Origin of the sequence: Pseudomonas sp. T1.Ur (assembly GCF_023516725.1) — a bacterium.
Taxonomy (GTDB): domain Bacteria; phylum Pseudomonadota; class Gammaproteobacteria; order Pseudomonadales; family Pseudomonadaceae; genus Aquipseudomonas; species Aquipseudomonas alvandae.
The window spans coordinates 5,832,666-5,851,528 of sequence record NZ_JAMGSN010000001.1; the positions used below are offsets into that span (position 1 = coordinate 5,832,666).

The 18,863-nt window shown below is 61.4% G+C and carries 17 protein-coding genes; 10 read left to right on the plus strand and 7 right to left on the minus strand.

Going from position 1 to position 18,863, the window contains the following annotated elements; translation table 11 throughout:
- Nucleotides 1–111 precede the first annotated feature (111 nt).
- Complete coding sequence (locus tag M8Q45_RS25750; protein ID WP_249876913.1) at nt 112–1,680, minus strand: phospholipase D family protein; 1,569 nt, start codon at nt 1,678–1,680, stop codon at nt 112–114.
- A 62-nt stretch (nt 1,681–1,742) separates the two neighbouring features.
- Nucleotides 1,743–3,176: an aminotransferase-like domain-containing protein gene (locus M8Q45_RS25755; RefSeq protein ID WP_249876914.1), complete on the minus strand. Its 1,434-nt coding sequence runs from the start codon at nt 3,174–3,176 to the stop codon at nt 1,743–1,745.
- 178 nt (nt 3,177–3,354) lie between these two features.
- On the opposite strand from M8Q45_RS25755, the gene M8Q45_RS25760 reads away from it, so the two are divergent.
- Complete coding sequence (locus M8Q45_RS25760; RefSeq protein WP_249876915.1) at nt 3,355–3,600, plus strand: DUF1127 domain-containing protein; 246 nt, start codon at nt 3,355–3,357, stop codon at nt 3,598–3,600.
- Between the two features lie 216 nt (nt 3,601–3,816).
- On the opposite strand, the gene M8Q45_RS25765 is transcribed toward M8Q45_RS25760, so the two are convergent.
- A complete protein-coding gene (locus M8Q45_RS25765) occupies nt 3,817–5,130 on the minus strand; it encodes an NAD(P)/FAD-dependent oxidoreductase (protein WP_249876916.1) in 1,314 nt (437 codons plus the stop codon).
- 146 nt (nt 5,131–5,276) lie between these two features.
- Between M8Q45_RS25765 and M8Q45_RS25770 the strand changes: the two genes are divergently transcribed.
- Entirely contained in the window at nt 5,277–5,630 is a 354-nt protein-coding gene (locus M8Q45_RS25770; protein WP_030138200.1) for a YkgJ family cysteine cluster protein, read from the plus strand.
- Between the two features lie 120 nt (nt 5,631–5,750).
- Here the strand turns inward: M8Q45_RS25770 and M8Q45_RS25775 are convergent, their stop codons facing one another.
- Nucleotides 5,751–6,239, minus strand: coding sequence for an Lrp/AsnC ligand binding domain-containing protein (locus tag M8Q45_RS25775; RefSeq protein ID WP_003206849.1), 489 nt, complete (start codon nt 6,237–6,239; stop codon nt 5,751–5,753).
- 155 nt (nt 6,240–6,394) lie between these two features.
- Here M8Q45_RS25775 and dadA point away from each other — a divergent pair, with 155 nt between their 5' ends.
- From dadA to M8Q45_RS25805, 6 genes are all read left to right on the plus strand, one after another.
- Nucleotides 6,395–7,699: a D-amino acid dehydrogenase gene (gene dadA / locus M8Q45_RS25780; protein WP_030138199.1), complete on the plus strand. Its 1,305-nt coding sequence runs from the start codon at nt 6,395–6,397 to the stop codon at nt 7,697–7,699.
- Complete coding sequence (locus tag M8Q45_RS25785; RefSeq protein ID WP_249876917.1) at nt 7,671–8,024, plus strand: RidA family protein; 354 nt, start codon at nt 7,671–7,673, stop codon at nt 8,022–8,024. Before dadA ends, M8Q45_RS25785 begins: the two co-directional genes overlap by 29 nt.
- Before the next feature lie 97 nt (nt 8,025–8,121).
- Nucleotides 8,122–9,195 carry an alanine racemase gene (gene alr / locus M8Q45_RS25790; protein WP_249876918.1) on the plus strand — a complete coding sequence of 358 codons (1,074 nt, stop codon included), beginning with the start codon at nt 8,122–8,124 and terminating at the stop codon, nt 9,193–9,195.
- Between the two features lie 128 nt (nt 9,196–9,323).
- On the plus strand, nt 9,324–9,872 hold the full coding sequence (locus M8Q45_RS25795) for a cupin domain-containing protein (RefSeq protein ID WP_030138196.1): 549 nt from the start codon (nt 9,324–9,326) through the stop codon (nt 9,870–9,872).
- A gap of 183 nt (nt 9,873–10,055) precedes the next feature.
- A complete protein-coding gene (locus M8Q45_RS25800) occupies nt 10,056–10,469 on the plus strand; it encodes a c-type cytochrome (protein WP_030138195.1) in 414 nt (137 codons plus the stop codon).
- A 136-nt stretch (nt 10,470–10,605) separates the two neighbouring features.
- Nucleotides 10,606–12,540, plus strand: a complete 1,935-nt coding sequence (locus M8Q45_RS25805; protein ID WP_249876919.1) for an acetyl-CoA hydrolase/transferase C-terminal domain-containing protein — start codon at nt 10,606–10,608, stop codon at nt 12,538–12,540.
- A gap of 107 nt (nt 12,541–12,647) precedes the next feature.
- Here the strand turns inward: M8Q45_RS25805 and M8Q45_RS25810 are convergent, their stop codons facing one another.
- Nucleotides 12,648–13,220, minus strand: coding sequence for a xanthine phosphoribosyltransferase (locus M8Q45_RS25810; RefSeq protein ID WP_249876920.1), 573 nt, complete (start codon nt 13,218–13,220; stop codon nt 12,648–12,650).
- Nucleotides 13,221–13,273: 53 nt separating this feature from the next.
- A complete protein-coding gene (gene rep / locus M8Q45_RS25815; protein ID WP_249876921.1) occupies nt 13,274–15,283 on the minus strand; it encodes a DNA helicase Rep in 2,010 nt (669 codons plus the stop codon).
- A gap of 273 nt (nt 15,284–15,556) precedes the next feature.
- On the opposite strand from rep, the gene M8Q45_RS25820 reads away from it, so the two are divergent.
- Nucleotides 15,557–17,230 carry a putative bifunctional diguanylate cyclase/phosphodiesterase gene (locus M8Q45_RS25820; RefSeq protein ID WP_249876922.1) on the plus strand — a complete coding sequence of 558 codons (1,674 nt, stop codon included), beginning with the start codon at nt 15,557–15,559 and terminating at the stop codon, nt 17,228–17,230.
- Nucleotides 17,231–17,342: 112 nt separating this feature from the next.
- Here M8Q45_RS25820 and M8Q45_RS25825 read toward each other — a convergent pair whose 3' ends face one another.
- On the minus strand, nt 17,343–18,737 hold the full coding sequence (locus M8Q45_RS25825) for a NorM family multidrug efflux MATE transporter (RefSeq protein ID WP_249876923.1): 1,395 nt from the start codon (nt 18,735–18,737) through the stop codon (nt 17,343–17,345).
- Between M8Q45_RS25825 and M8Q45_RS28450 the strand changes: the two genes are divergently transcribed.
- Nucleotides 18,736–18,861, plus strand: a complete 126-nt coding sequence (locus M8Q45_RS28450; RefSeq protein ID WP_283939082.1) for a hypothetical protein — start codon at nt 18,736–18,738, stop codon at nt 18,859–18,861. The two genes, M8Q45_RS25825 and M8Q45_RS28450, sit on opposite strands and share 2 nt — an antisense overlap.
- The last annotated feature ends 2 nt before the right edge of the window (nt 18,862–18,863 follow it).

Sequence of the window (18,863 nt, forward strand, 5' to 3'; positions counted from 1 at the left end):
GTTGCGCAGCAACCTCAAAAGCCGGGACCGCTTCGCCCGAGGCGTCGGACCGGTCCAGCAGGAGCAAGCTCCCTCGCCACAAGGGCGGGCTACCAGAAAAGCAGTCGCTCCCTACAGCATCCTCTCCAATCCGATCGTCGTGGCGAACCAGGCATTGAACCGGCGCCACCAACTGCCCGGTTCACGGTCCAGGTCGTGCAGCTTGCCATTGTCTTCGGTGGTCCATATCAGCTTCCCGGTCTCATCGAGGCGGGCCTGATAGCTCAGGGTTGGCGCCATGCCCTGCAACGCCAGCTCGCGGACCTGGCCGGCGAGTTCCGGGCTGTCCACCAGGACGCCGACTTCGGTATTCCACAGCACTGAGCGCGGGTCGAAATTGAACGAGCCGATGAATGATTTCCGCTGGTCAAAAATGATCGCCTTGCTGTGCAGGCTGGAGTCCGATTCGCCGTAGGATTTACTGTAGAACAGATGCGGGCTGCTGCCGTTGTCGCCCGGTTGTCGACGCAGCTCGAACAGGCGCACGCCGTGCTGCAACAGGGCGTTGCGATACGGCGCATAGCCGCCATGTACGGCGGGCACGTCGGTGGCTTCCAGGGAGTTGGTCAGCAGGCTCACCGCCACGCCGGCATCGGCGCGGCTGGTCAGGTACACCAGGCCCGGCTGGCCTGGCACGAAATAGGCGGAGATCATGATCAGTTCTTTGCTGACCCCGGCCAGCTCCGGGCCCAGTTGGGTGGTCAGTAACAATTGCGGGTCCGGCTCATCTTTCGCCAGGACCTTGCTCGGCGCGTCCCACAATGCCTGGTTCCAGGCCCAGGTCAGTTGGCTGCGCCAGGTGTCCAGGCGCGGTTGGGTCTTGTAGGCGGTCAACTGTTGGTACAGCGCGTGGTTTTCCTTGTGCGTCTGCTCCAGGGACTCCTGCAGGCGTAATCGGCTGTTGGCCAAGTCCTTGGCGGTAGGCCGATGGGACATGAATTGCTCGATGGGCTTGCTCAACGCGCTGTTCCAGTACTGATCGAAGCTGTGCCCCAATTGTTCAGCCACCGGACCGACGCCGAGCAGGTCGATGTCGGTGAAGTTAAGGTTGGGTTCGGCATCGAAGTACTCATCCCCCAGGTTGCGACCTCCGACAATCGCCATGCTGTTGTCCGCCAGCCACAACTTGTTGTGCATCCTGCGATGCTGCAATGACAGGTCGAACAGGCGTCCAAGGGTGCGGGTCACGCCGGTCGCTCGGCCAAGATGCAAAGGGTTGAACAGGCGGATCTGGATGTTTGGGTGCGCGGCGAGCGTCGCGATGATCTGGTCCTGGCCGTCACTGGTGGTGTCATCCAGCAGGATGCGCACGCGCACGCCCCGGTCGGCAGCCTTGAGCAATTCATCCACGAGCATTCGCGTGCTGATGCCGTCGTGGACGATGTAGTACTGCAAATCCAGGCTGCCTTGGGCGTTGCGGATCAATTCGGCCCGGGCAGTGAAGGCCTCGGTGCTGTCCGACAGCAGGCGAAAACCCGAGCGGCCCTCATGAGGCGCGGCCTGTTGTGCCACTGAGCGGCCGAACGATGAGTTGGAGGCCGGTAATGCCTGGGAAGGTTCGCGGGTAACGTCAAGACTGGCGCAGCCGCTCAACAGCGAGGCGAATAACAGTAGCGCATGCAGGATCGGTCTGGATCTCACGTAGGCTTATTCCGATTGTTTGCGTGGATCGGCTGTCGGATGCTGCTTCCCGGCTTAGATGTTCAGACGGCGTCGCGCCGGGTTTCGTTCAACAACGTGAATGCTGCGGCACCAACCTTGCGCACGGCGTCTTCGATCTGTGCAGTGGGCTTGGCCGCGTAGTTCATGCGCAGGCAGTTGCGATATTTGCCTGACGCCGAAAAGATGCTGCCGACGGCGATCTGTACGCCTTGGTCATGCAGCACGCGGTTGAGCTTCAGCGTGTCGAAGCCCTCGGGTAACTCGACCCAGAGCATGAAGCTGCCACGGGGGCGACTGGCGCGGGTGCCTTGGGGAAAGTACCGGCTTACCCAATCCATCATCACGTCGCGATTGCGCTGGTATTGCGTGCGCATGCGCCGCAGATGGGGTTCGAAGTGCCCGTTCTTGAGGAATTCCGCGATGGCGATCTGGGGCTGCGGCGCGGTAGATCCGGTGCTGATGTACTTCATGTGCAGCGCGCGCTCAAGGTACCGACCGGGCGCAATCCAGCCGACCCGCAGGCCCGGGGCCAGCGTCTTGGAAAAAGAACTGCAGAGCAGGACGCGGCCGTCTTCATCGAAGGATTTGATCGTACGTGGTCGCGGGTAGGTGTAGGCCAATTCCCCGTACACATCGTCCTCGATAATGGCCACATCGAAACGCTGGGCCAAGGTCAGCAAGGCGCGCTTGTTGGCCTCCGGCATGATGTAGCCCAGCGGGTTGTTGCAGCTGGGCGTCAACTGTATGGCCTTGATTGGCCATTGTTCCAATGCCAGCTCCAATGCCTCCAGGCTGATCCCCGTGAGCGGGTCGGTGGGAATCTCGAGGGCTTTCATGCCCAGGCCCTTCAGCGTTTGCATGGCGCCGTGAAAGCTGGGTGAATCCACCGCGACAATATCGCCCTGTTCGCAGGTTGCGCGAATACTGACCGACAGTGCTTCGTGGCAGCCAGTGGTGACGATCAGGTCGTTGGCTGTCAGTTGGCAGCCGGAATCCAGGGATAACCGGGCGATCTGTTCGCGCAACTGGAGGTTGCCGTAGATGTTGTCGTAATACAGGCCGGGCATGTCTTGTCGCCGGCTGATCTGCGCCAGGCTGCGCAGTAACGGTTTCATGGTGGGTGAATGGATATCCGGCATGCCACGGCCCAGCTGTACCACATCCTTGCGAGGTATTGCGCGTATCAGCTCCAGCACTTGGTCCCACTGGGAAATGTCCACCGGGCGCTGGGCTGGACGGCCGATTGCCGGCAGGTCCGGCAGCTCACGGCTGACCGGGACGAAATAACCTGACTTGGGTTTCGGCGTGGCCAGCCCGTTGTCTTCCAACACGCGGTAAGCCTGCTGGACGGTGCTCAGGCTGACGCCATGTTCCGTACTCAGGGCTCGCACCGAGGGCAGCCGGTCGCCGGGGCGGTAGAAGCCTTGTTCGATGCGGGTCCCGAGCAACTCGGCGAGGTTCACGTAGAGCGTCATGGCGTAGTCCTGATCAGGTGAAAGCAGCGACCGATACAGATGAGCTGCAAAACTTCAATTCAGCCGGGAAAATAGCCTATCTGTATGCATGTAAAAGATATTGGTTGGATCTGTATCGCTTTTTGCCGTCCGCGCATCATGAAACCTCTGGCTACCCAAGTAAACAGGAGCGATCAAAATGAACGGCTTGAGCGATGTGCGGCTGACGTTACACAGTCAGGAATTGGCGGCGGGGCAGGAGAAGGGGCTGCGTAGCGGGGATTTGCGCAACGCTCCAGCCGACCTGAGTCGCTGGGGCCTGTTCTGGCGTCGTTTGCATACACGCAAAGCCTTGCTGGATTTGTCGACCGAACAGTTGCGGGACATCGGACTGAGCCGGGAGCAGGCACGGGCGGAAGGCCTGAAGCCGTTCTGGCGGCTTTGAATCGATAATAACTGTGGCAAGGGCGCTTGCTCCCGCTGGGCTGTAGGCGTTGTGTAGGAGCTATGTAAGAGCCATGTAGAAGCCATGTAAGAGCTATGTAGGAGCCATGTAGGAGCTGCCGAGTGCAACGAGGCTGCGATCTTGTCCCAGACAATTGAGTCGCAAGCGAAAGCTCAAAATCAAAAGATCGCAGCCTCCGGCAGCGCCTACAAAGGATCAAACCAGTTCTTTCAACCGATGCCACAACATCCCCAGCGCCAGCAATGGCGAGCGCAAATGCTTGCCGCCCGGGAAGGTCATGTGCGGTACCCGGGCAAACAGGTCGAAACCGCCGCCCTGCTGCCCACTGATCGCCTCGGCCAACAGTTTGCCCGCCAGGTGCGTGGCGTTCACGCCATGACCGGAATAGGCCTGGGCGTAATACACGTTCGGCTGGTCTTTCAGCCTGCCAATCTGCGGTAAGCGATTGGCGCCGATGCCAATCATCCCGCCCCACTGATAATCGATCTTCACGTCCGCCAGTTGCGGGAACACCTTGAGCATTTTCGGACGCATGTAAGCGCCGATGTCCTGCGGATCACGTCCTGAATAATGACAAGCCCCGCCGAACAACAAGCGCCGATCTGCCGAAAGTCGGTAGTAATCCAGTGCCACTCGCTGGTCACAGACGGCCATGTTCTGTGGCAACAGGGCTTGAGCCTGGGCTTCGCTCAGTGGCTCGGTGGCGATGATGTAGCTGCCGGCGGGCAATACCTTTCCACTCAGCTCCTGGTTGAGGCCGTTGAGGTAGGCATTGCAACCCAGCACCAGGGTCTTGGCGCGGACCGAACCTTGAGAGGTGTGGATTTTCACCTGCGGCCCATAGTCAATGCGGGTAACAGCCGATCCCTCGAACAGTCGGACCCCCCGTTGCTGCGCCGCTGCCGCTTCTCCCAGCGCCAGGTTGAGCGGATGCAGATGTCCCGACCCCATGTCGATCAGGCCGCCAACGTAGCGGTCCGAGCCCACCACGCTATGCATCTCATCGGCCTGCAGCAACCGGGTCTCGTAGCGATAGCCCAGGCTGCGGAGCTCTTCGGCGTCTTCGGCAAAGCCCTCGAGGTCGCCGGGTTTGTTGGCGAGGTCGCAATAACCCCAGGTCAGGTCGCAAGCAATCTGAAAACGCTCGACCCGCTGTCGGACGATTTCCACCGCCTCGAGCCCCATCAGTTTCATCTGACGGACGCCCTCGGTGCCGACGACAGGAGCGAACTGATCGAGACCGTGGCCAACGCCGCGAATCAGCTGGCCGCCGTTGCGTCCGCTGGCGCCCCAGCCGATTTTGTGTGCTTCGAGCAGGACCACGCTCATGCCGCGCTCGGCCAGTTCGATGGCTGTGTTCAACCCGGAGAACCCGCCGCCCACCACGCAGACGTCCGCGACCAACTCGCCTTGCAGCGCCGGATGGTCCGGCTGCGGCAGGCTGCTGGCGGCGTAATAAGAGGCGGCGTGCGCGTGGCTGGGGACAGGTTGCTGAACACGGGCGTTCATGTGCGTAATCCTGATTTTTGTGTTTGAGAAATTTTACGGAGCATAAGCCGTGCTTTCCTCTGTCGGCAACACTGGTCGGCTGGTGCTGTCTGACCTGCGGCTTTTAAGGCAGAATCCGGGCCTGTCCCGATCCGGTAATCGCCTCGATGAGCTGCAACAGTCAAAAAATCCGCACGTTGCGTCAGCAGATTCCGACGTTTGAGTGCGTTCCGGGCTGCCACGACTGCTGCGGTCCGGTGACCACCTCGCCCGAGGAAATGGCTCGCCTGCCGCGCAAGACCCGCGCCGAGCAGGACGCGGCGATGGAAGCACTCGATTGCGTGCACCTGGGGCCGAACGGTTGCACCGTGTATGACGAGCGACCGCTGATCTGCCGGCTGTTCGGCACCACGGCGACCTTACCGTGCCCCAATGGCCGGCGACCGGTGGAGTTGATCCATCCGCGCGTCGAGAAGCAGATCCATGAGTACATGGCCAGCACTCGGCAGGTGTTGGTTTAACTGCCAGGGATACCGGGTCGCCGCCTTCGCGAGCAAGGGATCTCCGTTGTTCGCAAGAAAGCGTTCGCCACCTACCTGTGTGGGAGCGAGCTTGCTCGCGATAGCGGCCTGGAGCCAGACTCAATCCGGAATCGGCAGGTTCAGGCTTTCCTTCACTTCTTCCATCACGATGTAGCTCTTGGACTCACGCACGTGGGGCAGCTTGAGCAGGATGTCGCCCAGCAGTTTGCGGTATGAGGCCATCTCGGAGATCCGTGCCTTCACCAGATAGTCGAAGTCCCCCGACACGAGGTGACATTCGAGCACATGAGGCAGTTTCAGCACCGCGCGTCGGAACTCTTCGAAGGTGTCGCCGGATTTGTAGTCCAGGCTGATCTCGACGAACACCAGCAGGCTACCCTTCAAGTGTTGCGGATTGAGCCGGGCGTTGTAGCCCATGATGATGCCTTCGCGCTCCAGCCGTCGCACCCGCTCCGTGCACGGCGTGGTGGAGAGACCGACCTTTTCGCCCAGTTCGGTGAAGGAGATTCGCCCGTCGGCCTGAAGGATGCGCAGGATGTTGCGGTCGATCTTGTCCAGCTCGCGTTTGGTCTGAGTGTTGGTCCGCACAGGTGATGCGCCTCCGTGAAAAGGGTTTTTGCCGAGAATTCTCGCCAAATATAGGCATTTATATAGTGAAAAGCACTGGCTGATCTTTTTTACACTGCGCGCATCTAAGGTTTGTACAACAAACGTCAGCGGTTATCCGCGATGAGGGTTTCAACATGCGCGTTCTGGTCTTGGGTAGCGGCGTCATCGGTACCGTCAGTGCTTATTATCTGGCGCGTGCCGGGTTTGAAGTGGTGGTGGTCGATCGCCAGCCGGCGCCTGCCATGGAAACCAGTTTCGCCAACGCCGGCCAGGTATCGCCGGGTTACGCCTCGCCGTGGGCCGCGCCGGGTGTGCCGCTCAAGGCGATCAAATGGCTGCTGCAACGTCACGCACCGCTGGCGATCAAGGCCACCGCCGACATCGACCAATACTTGTGGATGGCGCAGATGCTGCGCAATTGCACCGCCAGCCGCTATGCCATCAACAAGGAGCGCATGGTCCGCCTGTCCGAGTACAGCCGTGATTGCCTCGACGAGTTGCGCGCCGAAACCGGCATCGCCTACGAAGGCCGCAGCCTCGGCACTACCCAACTGTTCCGCACCCAGGCCCAGCTCGATGGCGCGGCCAAGGACATCGCTGTTCTGAAGGAATCCGGCGTACCGTTCGAAGTCCTCGATCGCGAAGGCATCGCCCGCGTTGAACCGGCCCTGGCCAATGTCACCGACATCCTTGCCGGTGCGCTGCGCCTGCCAAATGACCAGACCGGCGATTGCCAGATGTTCACCACCCGGCTGGCGGAAATGGCCGTGAAGCTCGGCGTGCAATTTCGCTTCGACCAGAACATCGAGCGCCTGGATTTCGCCGGCGATCGCATCAACGGCGTGTGGATCGATGGCAAGCTGGAAACCGCCGACCGTTATGTCCTGGCGCTTGGCAGTTACTCGCCGCAACTGCTCAAGCCGCTGGGAATCCGCGCGCCGGTGTATCCGCTCAAGGGTTACTCGCTGACCGTGCCGATCACCAATCCGGCGATGGCACCGACTTCGACCATCCTGGACGAAACCTACAAGGTCGCCATCACCCGGTTCGACAACCGTATCCGCGTTGGCGGCATGGCGGAAATCGCCGGTTTTGACCTCTCGCTCAACCCGCGCCGGCGCGAAACCCTGGAGATGATCGTCAACGACCTTTATCCTCAGGGCGGCGATTTGGCCCAGGCCAGTTTCTGGACCGGCCTGCGCCCGACCACTCCGGACGGCACGCCGATCGTTGGGGCGACACCGTTCAAGAACCTGTTCCTGAACACCGGCCACGGCACCCTCGGTTGGACCATGGCCTGTGGTTCCGGTCGCCTTCTCGCGGACCTGATGGCGAAGAAAAAGCCACAGATCAGCGCCGAAGGCCTCGATATTTCCCGTTATGGCAGCAAACCCCAGGAGTCCGCGAAACATGGCAATCCAGCGCCAGCTCACCAATGACCGCATGAGTCAGGTTGTCGTGCACAACGGCACCGTTTACCTGGCAGGGCAGGTCGGCGACGACATGAATGCCGGTATCGAACAGCAGACTCGCGAGACACTGGCCAATATCGAGCGTCTGCTTGACCTGGCCGGGACCGACAAGAGCCGCCTGCTGTCGGTGACGATTTACCTGAAGGACATCGACGCGCACTTCGCCGGCATGAACGCGGTGTGGGACAAATGGCTGCCCAAGGGCGTCGCCCCGGCCCGCGCCACGGTGGAGGCCAAATTGTGCGAACCGCAGATCCTGGTGGAGCTGTCCGTCGTCGCGGCGCTGCCCTGATCACTGTCAAGACTCTCCCTCCCCCGGCGCTGTTGTCGGCTGATGCCGTCAACCCGCGCCGGTTTTTTTAACCATGACCGCCTAGAAGCCTGCCGCCATGCGTCCTGCCCGTGCCTTGATCGACCTCCAAGCCCTGCGTCACAACTACCAGCTAGCCCGTGAAGTCACGGGGGCCAAGGCCCTGGCGGTGATCAAGGCCGATGCTTATGGGCATGGCGCGGTGCGCTGCGCCGAGGCCTTGCAGGAAACGGCGGACGGCTTCGCGGTGGCGTGCATCGAAGAGGCCCTGGAGCTGCGGGCCGGTGGGATTCGCGGGCCGATCCTGCTGCTGGAAGGTTTCTTCGAGGTGGATGAGCTTGCGCTGATCGTCGAGCACGACTTCTGGTGCGTGGTGCATGCGTTGTGGCAGCTCGAAGCGATCGAGCGCGCGACGCTGGGCAAGCCGATCACGGTCTGGCTCAAGCTCGATTCGGGCATGCATCGGGTCGGACTGCACCCGGACGATTTCCAGCCGGCGTATCGTCGCCTGCTGGCCAGCGGCAACGTGGCGAAGATCGTGTTGATGAGCCACTTCGCCCGCGCCGATGAATTGCATGACCCCAGCAGCCTGCAACAATTAGCGGTGTTCGAGCAGACCCGCCAGGGCCTGATGGCAGAGGTCAGCCTGCGCAACTCGCCAGCGGTGCTGGGCTGGCCGCAGATTCCCAGCGACTGGGTGCGGCCCGGCATCATGCTGTACGGCGCGACCCCTTTCGAAGAAGCCAATGCCGTTGCCTCGCGCCTGCAACCGGTCATGACGCTGGAATCGAAAATCATCAGCGTGCGTGAGCTTCCCGCCGGCGAGCCCGTGGGCTATGGCGCGCGCTTTGTCACGGCGCAACCGACCCGGGTCGGCGTGGTCGCCATGGGGTACGCCGACGGCTACCCGCGCCAGGCGCCCAACGGCACGCCGGTGCTGGTGGATGGGCAGCGTAGCCAACTGGTCGGGCGGGTATCGATGGACATGCTGGCCGTGGACTTGACCCATATTCCCCAAGCCGGGCTTGGCTCAACCGTGGAGCTGTGGGGCAAGAATGTCTTCGCCAGTGACGTTGCGAAGGCTGCCGACATGATTCCCTACCAGATTTTCTGCAATCTGCGACGGGTGCCAAGGCTCTATTCCGAGGGCTGACACCCAGCGTGACCTACCGAAAGTCGCTTCACCGCACAGGATTCGGGCCAAGGTGTTGTAAATACTGAACGCTGTCGCCATGATAACGCTCACTTTACACATAACCTGATTCCCTGGAGGCTCCAGCATTGGACGTCGGTGAACGACTGCAATCCATTCGTAAACTCAAAGGCCTTTCCCAGCGTGAACTCGCCAAGCGCGCGGGCGTCACCAACAGCACCATTTCGATGATCGAGAAGAACAGTGTGAGCCCCTCGATCAGCTCGCTGCGCAAGGTCCTTGGCGGGATTCCCATGTCCATGGTCGAGTTTTTCTCCGAAGAAATCCTCCAGGAGAAACCGACCCAGATCGTCTACAAAGCCAACGAACTGATCGACATCTCCGATGGCGCCGTGACCATGAAGCTGGTGGGCAGGGCGCATCCGAGCCGGGCGATTGCCTTTCTGAACGAAATCTATCCGCCCGGCGCCGATACCGGTGACGAGATGCTTACCCACGAAGGCGAAGAGACCGGAATCCTGGTGGAAGGGCGGCTGGAATTGGTGGTCGGCGCCGAAACCTTCGTGCTGGAGGCGGGCGACAGCTACTATTTCGAAAGTACCAAGCCCCATCGTTTCCGTAATCCGTTCGACGTGCCGGCGCGACTGATCAGCGCAGCCACACCGGCCAATTTCTAGACGAAGAGGCGCCGAACCCGCAGGGCAAAGGCGCTCGAAGGTCGGGCTGTCATGACAAACAAGACCCTTGCGACTTTGGGGTTGTTTCGGAGTGACAGGCTTACCGCTATACTTGCGCCCGCCTGCAAACCGTGGCCGCAGGCGTGACTAGCCACCATTGAGGGTGTACGCGTGAACCTAATTATGAAAATGCTGGCTGCACCAGCAACCGTATTGGCCCTGTGGGCTGCGAGCGCTCAAGCGGCGCCGACCGATGATATCGCCAAGCGCCTTGAACCCGTCGGCCAGGTTTGCGTCCAGGGCAAGGAATGCAAGGGCATGGAAGTGGCTGCCGCGGCGGGTGGCGCTGGCGGTGCCAAGGCGCCAAAAGACGTTATCGCCAAACATTGCAATGCTTGCCACGGTACCGGCCTGCTGGGCGCTCCGAAAATCGGCGACAAGGCTGCCTGGAAAGAACGCGCCGACCACCAGGGCGGCCTTGACGGCATCCTGGCGAAGGCCATTACCGGGATCAATTCCATGCCGCCTAAAGGCACCTGCGCCGATTGCACCGATGATGAACTCAAAGGCGCCATCAAAGAGATGTCCGGCCTGTAATACGCGTTCATCTTCCGAAAAAAAGCCGCTTACGAGCGGCTTTTTTGTGCCTGGGATTTTTTCCGGACTGGTCATCGCAACCAAGACCCGGCAAGCTCGGTCCAACCCACATTCATGGAATGTCCCGGAGGTTCGGATGGTGCAGTTGTGTTCAATCGAACAGGCGGTGGATGACGTACTCGAGCGTCTGCCCGCGCATATCCACCTCGGCATGCCCCTGGGGCTGGGCAAGCCCAACCTGTTCGCCAACGCGCTTTACCAGCGCATTGCGCAAATGCCCGAGCGCCAGCTGACCCTTTACACAGCACTGAGCCTGGGTCGGCCGAACCTGGGCGACGGGTTGCAGAAGCGCTTTCTCGAGCCCTTTGTCGAACGGGTCTTCGGTGATTATCCAGAACTCGATTACCTCGCCGATCTGCAGCGCGACAGCCTGCCGGCCAATATCCGCGTCCAGCAATTCTTCATGCAGCCTGGCAGCCTTCTGCACAGCGCGTCGGCCCAGCAGGACTATGTCAGCAGCAACTACAGCCACGCGGCCCGGGACATCAACGGGGCAGGGTTGAACCTGATCGCGCAACTGGTGGCGAGCGACCCGGAACATCCGGATCGCTTGAGCCTGAGCTGCAACCCGGACATCACCCTGGACCTGTTGCCGATGATCGCCAAGCGGCGGGAGGCGGGGGAAACCATCCTCATGGTGGGCCAGGTCCATAGCGACTTGCCCTACATGCCCGGGGATGCGGAAATCGGCATCGATGGCTTCGACCTGCTGATCGACGAGAAGGACAGCCACACGTTGTTTTCCACGCCGAACATGCCGGTGGGTTTCCAGGACCACCTGATCGGCCTGCACGCCAGCACCCTGGTACGCGATGGCGGGACGCTGCAGATCGGCATCGGCTCCATGGGCGATGCGTTGACGGCGGCGCTGTTGGCGCGCCAGGCCGATAACGCCGGTTACCAGGCCCTGCTGGCGGACGTGAACCTCAGCCAGTGGGCGCAGTTGATCGAGCGCGAGGGCGGCGTCGAGCCGTTTGCCAAAGGGCTGTACGGTTGCAGTGAAATGTTCGTCAACGGTTTGCTGGTGTTGGCGGAGGCCGGGATTATCCGGCGCAAGGTCTATCCCGACGAACCGACCCAGGAACGGGCCATTGCCGGAACCCTCGACGAGGCGGCGCAGCCCGACGGCATTTGCATCCATGGTGGGTTTTTCCTCGGTCCGCGCAGTTTTTACGAACGCCTGAGGGAGTTGCCGCAGAGCCGTCTACTCGAATTCAACATGACCCGCATCAGCTACATCAACGAGCTGTACGGTCAGGAGCAGCTCAAGCGCTTGCAGCGCCTCGATGCACGCTTCATCAACACGGTCTTCACCATGACCCTGATGGGCGCCGGAGTGGCGGACCAGTTGGAAGATGGGCGGGTGCTCAGCGGTGTGGGTGGGCAGTACAACTTCGTCGCCCAGGGGCATGCGCTGGAAGGGGCGCGCTCGATCCTGCTGTTGCGCAGCTGGCGGGAATCGGGCGGGGTGGTCAGTTCGAATATCGTCTGGGAATACGGCCATTGCACGATTCCCCGGCACCTGCGAGACATCGTGGTGACCGAGTACGGCATCGCCGACCTGCGGGGCAAGACCGACGCCGCGGTGATCGAGGCGTTGCTGAACATCAGCGATTCACGCTTCCAGCCCGGGCTGATCGAGCAGGCGCAGAATGCCGGCAAGTTGCCGAAGGATTTTCGACTTGATCCACGGTTCGCCGACAACACCTCGGAACGTTTGCAGGCGATCCAGGCGCGGCATCCCAACCTTTTTCCGGAATACCCGCTGGGCTGTGATTTCGACGGGATCGAGCGGGACTTGTTGCGGGCGCTGAACTGGCTGAAGAGCAAATTCAAGCTCACCGAGATTCTCGACCTGGGCAAGGCCGCCCTGGATGCGCCGGAGCCCTGGGAATATGCCGGGCATCTGGAGCGAATGCAGTTGACGGATCCCGAGGGGCTGAAGGAAGAGTTGTATCAGCGGCTGTTGCTGGCGGGGCTCAAGGCGACTGCGCAACAACAACCAACCTGAAACCCCTGTGGGAGCGAGCTTGCTCGCGATGGCGGTGTATCTGTTACCTAAAGGTGTCTGACAGACTGCTATCGCGAGCAAGCTCGCTCCCACAGGGGACACAGGGATCAATCGATAAAGGTCACAACCCCGCCCGCCAGCGACTTCACCCGAGCCAACGATTCGACGCGATAGCCCTGGGCATCCAATTCCGCGCGGCCGCCCTGAAATGATTTCTCGATCACGATCCCCAGCCCGGCAACAGTGGCACCCGCCTGCTTGATGATGGAAATCAGCGCCTGGGAGGCTTTGCCGTTGGCCAGGAAGTCATCGATGATCAGCACGCGGTCGCTGCTGGTCAGGTGGCGCGGGCTGATGGCGACGGTGTTTTCGGTCTTCTTGGTGAACGAATACACGGTGGCCGACAGCAGGTTTTCCGTCAGGGTCAGGGACTGTTGCTTGCGGGCGAAGATCACCGGCACGCCAAGGTTCAGCCCGGTCATGATCGCCGGGGCAATGCCCGAGGCTTCGATGGTGACGATTTTGGTGATGCCCGAATCCATGAACAGCGCGGCGAATTCGTCGCCGATCAGCTTCATCAACTGCGGGTCGATCTGGTGGTTGAGAAACGCATCGACCTTCAGGACCTGGTCGGACAGCACGATGCCTAGCTCGCGGATTTTCTGGTGCAGGGCTTCCATGAAGCCTCCTCTGATGACGCGTTCAGCGCCTGAAGTCGTTGAGAAAAAATAGTCTAGCGCTTCAACATCGCGCGTATATCCGCCAGGGCATTGTTGCCGCGAACGGCTTTGACTTCCGTCGGCGTGTCGTCGTTGCCTTCCCAGGCCAGGTCGTCCGGCGGCAGCTCATCGAGAAAGCGGCTCGGGGCGCAGTCGATCACTTCGCCGTACTGCTTGCGCTTGGCGGCGAAGGTGAAGGCTAGCGTCTGGCGCGCCCGGGTGATGCCAACGTAGGCCAGTCGCCGTTCTTCTTCAATGGTGTCGGCCTCGATGCTGGAGCGGTGGGGCAGGATTTCTTCTTCCATCCCCATGATGAACACATAGGGAAACTCCAGGCCCTTGGAGGCGTGCAGCGTCATCATCTGCACCCCTTCGGCGCCTTCTTCCTCTTCCTGCTGGCGTTCAAGCATGTCCCGCAGCACGAGCTTGCCGATGGCGTCCTCGACGGTCATGTCACCGTCTTCGTCTTTTTCCAAGGTGTTCTTCAACGCCTCGATCAGGAACCAGACGTTGCTCATGCGGTAGTCGGCGGCCTTGTCGCTGGAGCTGTTGGTGCGCAGCCAATTCTCGTAGTCGATGTCCATGACCATGCTGCGCAGCGCCGCAATCGGATCTTCCCCGGCGCACTGTTCGCGGACCTTGTCCATGAAACGCTTGAAACGTGCCAGGCGGTCGGTGAAGCGGCTGTCCAAGTGCTCGCCCAGGCCGATTTCGTCCGTGGCGGCGTACATCGAGATCTTGCGCTCGGTGGCGTAGTTGCCGAGTTTCTCCAGGGTGGTCGAGCCGATTTCCCGGCGCGGCACGTTGATCACCCGCAGGAAGGCGTTGTCGTCGTCCGGGTTCACGATCAGGCGGAAGTAGGCCATCAGGTCCTTCACTTCCTGGCGGCCGAAAAAGCTGTTGCCCCCCGACAGGCGATAGGGAACCTGGTGATGCTGCAGTTTCAGTTCGATCAGCTTGGCCTGGTAGTTGCCGCGGTACAGGATCGCAAAATCGCTGTACGGCCGGTCGGTGCGCAGGTGCAGGCTGAGGATTTCCATGGCCACGCGCTCGGCTTCGGCGTCTTCGTTGCGGCAACGGATCACGCGGATTTCGTCGCCGTGGCCCATCTCGCTCCACAGTTGCTTTTCGAACTCGTGGGGGTTGTTGGAAATCAGCACGTTGGCGCAGCGCAGGATGCGGCTGGTGGAGCGGTAGTTCTGCTCCAGCATCACCACTTTGAGCGACGGGTAGTCTTCCTTGAGCAACATCAGGTTTTCCGGCCGCGCGCCGCGCCAGGCATAGATCGACTGGTCGTCGTCGCCCACCACGGTGAACTGGTTGCGTTTGCCGATCAGCAACTTCACCAGCAGATACTGGCTGGCGTTGGTGTCCTGGTATTCGTCCACCAGCAGGTAGCGGACCTTGTTCTGCCATTTTTCGAGAATGTCGGCGTGGTCCTGGAACAGCTTGACCGGCAGCAGGATCAGGTCGTCGAAGTCCACCGCGTTGAACGCCTTGAGCGTGCGCTGGTAATGGGCGTAGACGATGGCGGCAGTCTGCTCCTTGGGGTTGCGGGCGTTTTCCAGGGCTTCGGGCGGCAGGACCAGGTCGTTTTTCCAGGCGCCGATCATGTTCTTGATCTCGTCGACGCCGTCGTCGCCCGAGTACTCCTTCTGCATGATGTCCGTCATCAGCGCCTTGACGTCGGTCTCGTCGAAAATCGAGAAGCCCGGCTTGTAGCCCAGCCGCGCATGTTCCTTGCGGATGATGTTCAGGCCCAGGTTGTGGAAGGTGCAGACGGTCAGGCCGCGGCCTTCGCCGGCGCGCAACAGGCCACCGACCCGCTCCTTCATTTCCCGGGCGGCCTTGTTGGTGAAGGTCATGGCGACGATGTACTGGGCGCGGATGCCGCAGTTCTGGATCAAATGCGCGATCTTGCGGGTGATCACGCTGGTCTTGCCGGAGCCTGCACCGGCGAGCACCAAAAGAGGGCCGCCGACATAGTTCACGGCTTCTTGCTGCCGGGGATTGAGTCGGGACATGACAGAGTCAGGGAGTCGTTTGCGAAATGGGCCGGCATTTTAACAGGCTCTGAGAATTGTGCTGCCCTGTCCGACTTGTGACGCTGCCCATCATCTCCATTTGCCGCTTTTGTCACTTTCCCTCAGGATGCGGACAGAATTTAGGTCTAACGTTCGTTTTTGGATGAATAAACGCTCAAAAGCGGGTGTTTGAGAACCGTTGGCATTGGTGATTGCCCTTCGGCGAGTCATAATGCCCCGCGCCTACCACCTTGCAGAGTCTAGGGAGTCAGCTTGTCTACGCCTGTCGAACCCTTGCGTTTGCTGTTGTTGGCCGAAACGCCTGAGTGGTCTGCGATATTGCGCGAGTGCCTGGCGCCCATGGGCGCCTCGGTCGTGTTGATCAGCGCTCCAAGCTGGGAATCGGTCAGCAGCCTGTTCGAAGACAACCGCAACGCGGTCCTGCTGACTGTTGCGTCCCTGCAGCCGGCGCCCGGTCGCTGTCGTCTGCCGACGGTCCTTTTGCTGGAGCATGAGCCTTCGACTTCCCCGGATGGTGTCAGCGACTGGTTGGTGCGTGATGTCCTTGACGAGGCGACGTTGCGCCGTTGCCTGCGCCATGTGCGCGAGCGGGGGGTGCTGGAAAATACCCTGCAACGACTCGCCGAACAGGACCCGTTGACCGGCATCGCCAACCGTCAGGGTTTCCAGACCCTGCTGGCGGCGCGCCTGGCTGAAAACGAAGGACGTGGCCTGGCGCTCGGTCACCTGGACCTCGATAATTTTCGTCACGCCAACGATGCCCTCGGCCACCAGGCCGGCGACCGGCTGATCCTGCAAGTGGTCTCGCGGCTCAAGGGCTCGCTTGAGGCCGGTGATCAACTGGCGCGGCTGGGCAGCGACGAGTTCGCCCTGCTGATCGATACCCGCCGTGCACCCCAGCGCGCGGAATGGATGGCCGAACGCATCACCGAGGCCATGGCCGAACCCTACTGGGTGGATGGCGAAAGCCTATTGATCGGGTGCAGCCTGGGTATCGCCCATGCTCGAGCCCAGGCCGGTGCCGATCCCTTGATGTGGCACGCCCACATCGCCATGCAGCAAGCCAAGAGCACACAAGGCTGCACGTTTCATATCTTCAATGAACGCATCAATCGCAATGCCCGCAGCCTCGCCGACCTGGAAAGCGAACTGCGCCGGGCGCTGCGCCGCGATGAACTGGAGTTGCACTATCAGCCCCGGCTGAATCTCGATGGCGGCCATATCGTCGGCCTCGAAGCGCTGGTGCGCTGGCGTCACGGCGAGCGTGGCCTGCTGCCACCGAGTGAGTTCGTGCCGCTGGCCGAGCAAAGCGGCCTCATCGTGCCGTTGGGCTACTGGGTGATCTCCAGGGCCCTGCGGGACATGCAGGATCTGCGCGAACGCGGGCTGGCGCCGCTGCACATGGCGATCAACCTGTCATTCCGGCAGTTCCAGGACAGCCAGCTGCTGCCGACCCTGAGTCGATTGATTGCCGAGCGGGGCGTCGAGGCCCAGTGGCTGGAGTTCGAACTCACCGAAACCGCCGTCATGCGCCGCAGCGAACTGGTCAAGCAGACCATGGATGCGCTGGGGCGCCTGGGGGTACGGTTTTCCCTCGACGACTTCGGCACCGGGTTCTCATCGTTCGTGCACCTCAACAGCCTGCCGATCGCCTTGCTCAAGATCGACAAGAGCTTCGTCGGCGGCATGGAGCAGCGCGAAGAGAACCGCAAGCTGGTGCATGCGATGATCAACCTGGCCCATAACCTCAACCTGGAAGTGGTCGCCGAAGGTGTGGAAACCGCTGAACAACTGGACCTGCTGCGTGGCTTCGGTTGCGATCAGGTGCAGGGGTTCCTGATCAGCAAGCCGTTGCCGCTGGTGGAGTTGGTTGAGTATCTGATGTTCGAGGGTGATCAGCAGTCCACGCACGAAATCGTGGTCTGACTCCTTTCCCTTGTGGGAGCGAGCTTGCTCGCGATAGCGGTGTGTCAGTCAAAATCGATGTGACTGAATCACCGCCATCGCGAGCAAGCTCGCTCCCACAGGGGGATGAGTTTCATTTGGCCGGGATGGCTTCGAAACCGGGCTGCCCCGGTTCCCGGCGAATCATCCGCTTCATCTTCCATTCGAACGCCAGCGTCAGGCTCACCGCCGCGCAGGCCAGCCCCAAGGCCAGGCCCCACCAGACGCCAGTCGGCCCCCAGTGCAAATGGAACGCCATCCACCACGCGGCTGGCGCGCCAATCAGCCAATAGCAACCCAGGCCCACCAGGAACGTAGTCTTGGCGTCTTTCAGTCCGCGGATGCAACCCATGGCAATGGTTTGCGTGCCGTCGAACAGTTCGAACCAGGCGGCCACGGCCAGCAGGCTCACCGCCAGGTCGATCACTTCGCGGAACGCCGGGTCGTTGTGGTCCAGGAACAAACCGATCAGTTGGTGAGGCAGCAACCAGAACACCATGGCGAACGCCAGCATCGCCGCCGCGCCGAAGCCAATCCCGACTCGCCCGGCCAGTCGCGCCATTGGCAGCTGGCCGGCGCCGTAGTGCTGGCCGATGCGCATGGTGATGGCGTACGACATGCCCGCCGGCACCATGAATGCCACCGAGACGATTTGCAGTGCGATCTGATGGGCCGCCAGTGGCGTGCTGCCCATGGTGCCCATGCAGAGGGCGGCGAACGCGAACAGCCCGACTTCCACCGCGTAGGTACCGCCAATGGGCAGGCCGAGGCGCCACAATTCCTTGAGGTACTGGCGATTAGGCCGTGACAGGCCAGCGAGCAACGGATACGCCCGGTAGGCCGGGTGCCGATGGATGTGCCACGCCAGCGCCAGGGCCATGCTGTTGGCAACGATTGCCGTCACCAGGCCGATCCCCATCAAGCCGAGTTTCGGCAAGCCGAACATGCCAGTAATGAGCGCGTAGTTGAGCAGGAAGTTGGCCACCGTGCCACCGAGGCTGATCACCATGACCGGCGTGGCCCGGCCGATTGCGCTGGTGAAACCGCGCAGGGCCATGAAACTGAGGTAGCCGGGCAGGGCGAACGGCAGCGCCAGCAGGAACTGTCCGGCGGACAACACATTGGTTTCGGTCTGGCCGAACATCAGCAGCACCGGCTTGAGGTTCCATAGCAGCAGGCCCGCCATCAGTGCCATCAGCCAGGCCAACCACAAACCGGCCTGGGTCAGCCGGGTGGCGCCTTCGATGTCGCCCGCGCCCTGGCGGATCGCGACCAGGGTGCCCACCGCCGCGATCACGCCGATGCAGAAAATCGAGACGAATGAATAAGTCGCGGCCCCGAGTCCCCCGCCGGCGAGGGCTTCAGGGCTCAGGCGTGCCATCATCACGGTGTCGGTGAGGACCATCAGCATGTGCGCCAACTGCGAAGCTATCAACGGCCCCGCCAGCCGCAGGATGGCCCAGAGTTCGGTACGCGCTGGATGCTGCATGATCATCACGCTCCATGTTCAACAAGGCAGTAAAGCGTTGATTCTCGGCGCTCGCCGTGGTTTGCACAAAAGGATAAATACGATTGCTGGCATGATTAAAACTCATGCTGGAGCGATCTTCTGATA

Coding starts and splice junctions, on each gene's coding strand:
- M8Q45_RS28450 (WP_283939082.1), top strand. CDS start 18,736: ATGATCATCACGCTCCATGTTCAACAAGGCAGTAAAGCGTTGATTCTC.
- M8Q45_RS25810 (WP_249876920.1), bottom strand. CDS start 13,220: ATGGAAGCCCTGCACCAGAAAATCCGCGAGCTAGGCATCGTGCTGTCC.
- M8Q45_RS25800 (WP_030138195.1), top strand. CDS start 10,056: ATGAAAATGCTGGCTGCACCAGCAACCGTATTGGCCCTGTGGGCTGCG.
- M8Q45_RS25805 (WP_249876919.1), top strand. CDS start 10,606: ATGGTGCAGTTGTGTTCAATCGAACAGGCGGTGGATGACGTACTCGAG.
- M8Q45_RS25770 (WP_030138200.1), top strand. CDS start 5,277: ATGAGCTGCAACAGTCAAAAAATCCGCACGTTGCGTCAGCAGATTCCG.
- M8Q45_RS25825 (WP_249876923.1), bottom strand. CDS start 18,737: ATGCAGCATCCAGCGCGTACCGAACTCTGGGCCATCCTGCGGCTGGCG.
- M8Q45_RS25760 (WP_249876915.1), top strand. CDS start 3,355: ATGAACGGCTTGAGCGATGTGCGGCTGACGTTACACAGTCAGGAATTG.
- M8Q45_RS25785 (WP_249876917.1), top strand. CDS start 7,671: ATGGCAATCCAGCGCCAGCTCACCAATGACCGCATGAGTCAGGTTGTC.
- M8Q45_RS25755 (WP_249876914.1), bottom strand. CDS start 3,176: ATGACGCTCTACGTGAACCTCGCCGAGTTGCTCGGGACCCGCATCGAA.
- M8Q45_RS25765 (WP_249876916.1), bottom strand. CDS start 5,130: ATGAACGCCCGTGTTCAGCAACCTGTCCCCAGCCACGCGCACGCCGCC.
- rep (WP_249876921.1), bottom strand. CDS start 15,283: ATGTCCCGACTCAATCCCCGGCAGCAAGAAGCCGTGAACTATGTCGGC.
- alr (WP_249876918.1), top strand. CDS start 8,122: ATGCGTCCTGCCCGTGCCTTGATCGACCTCCAAGCCCTGCGTCACAAC.
- dadA (WP_030138199.1), top strand. CDS start 6,395: ATGCGCGTTCTGGTCTTGGGTAGCGGCGTCATCGGTACCGTCAGTGCT.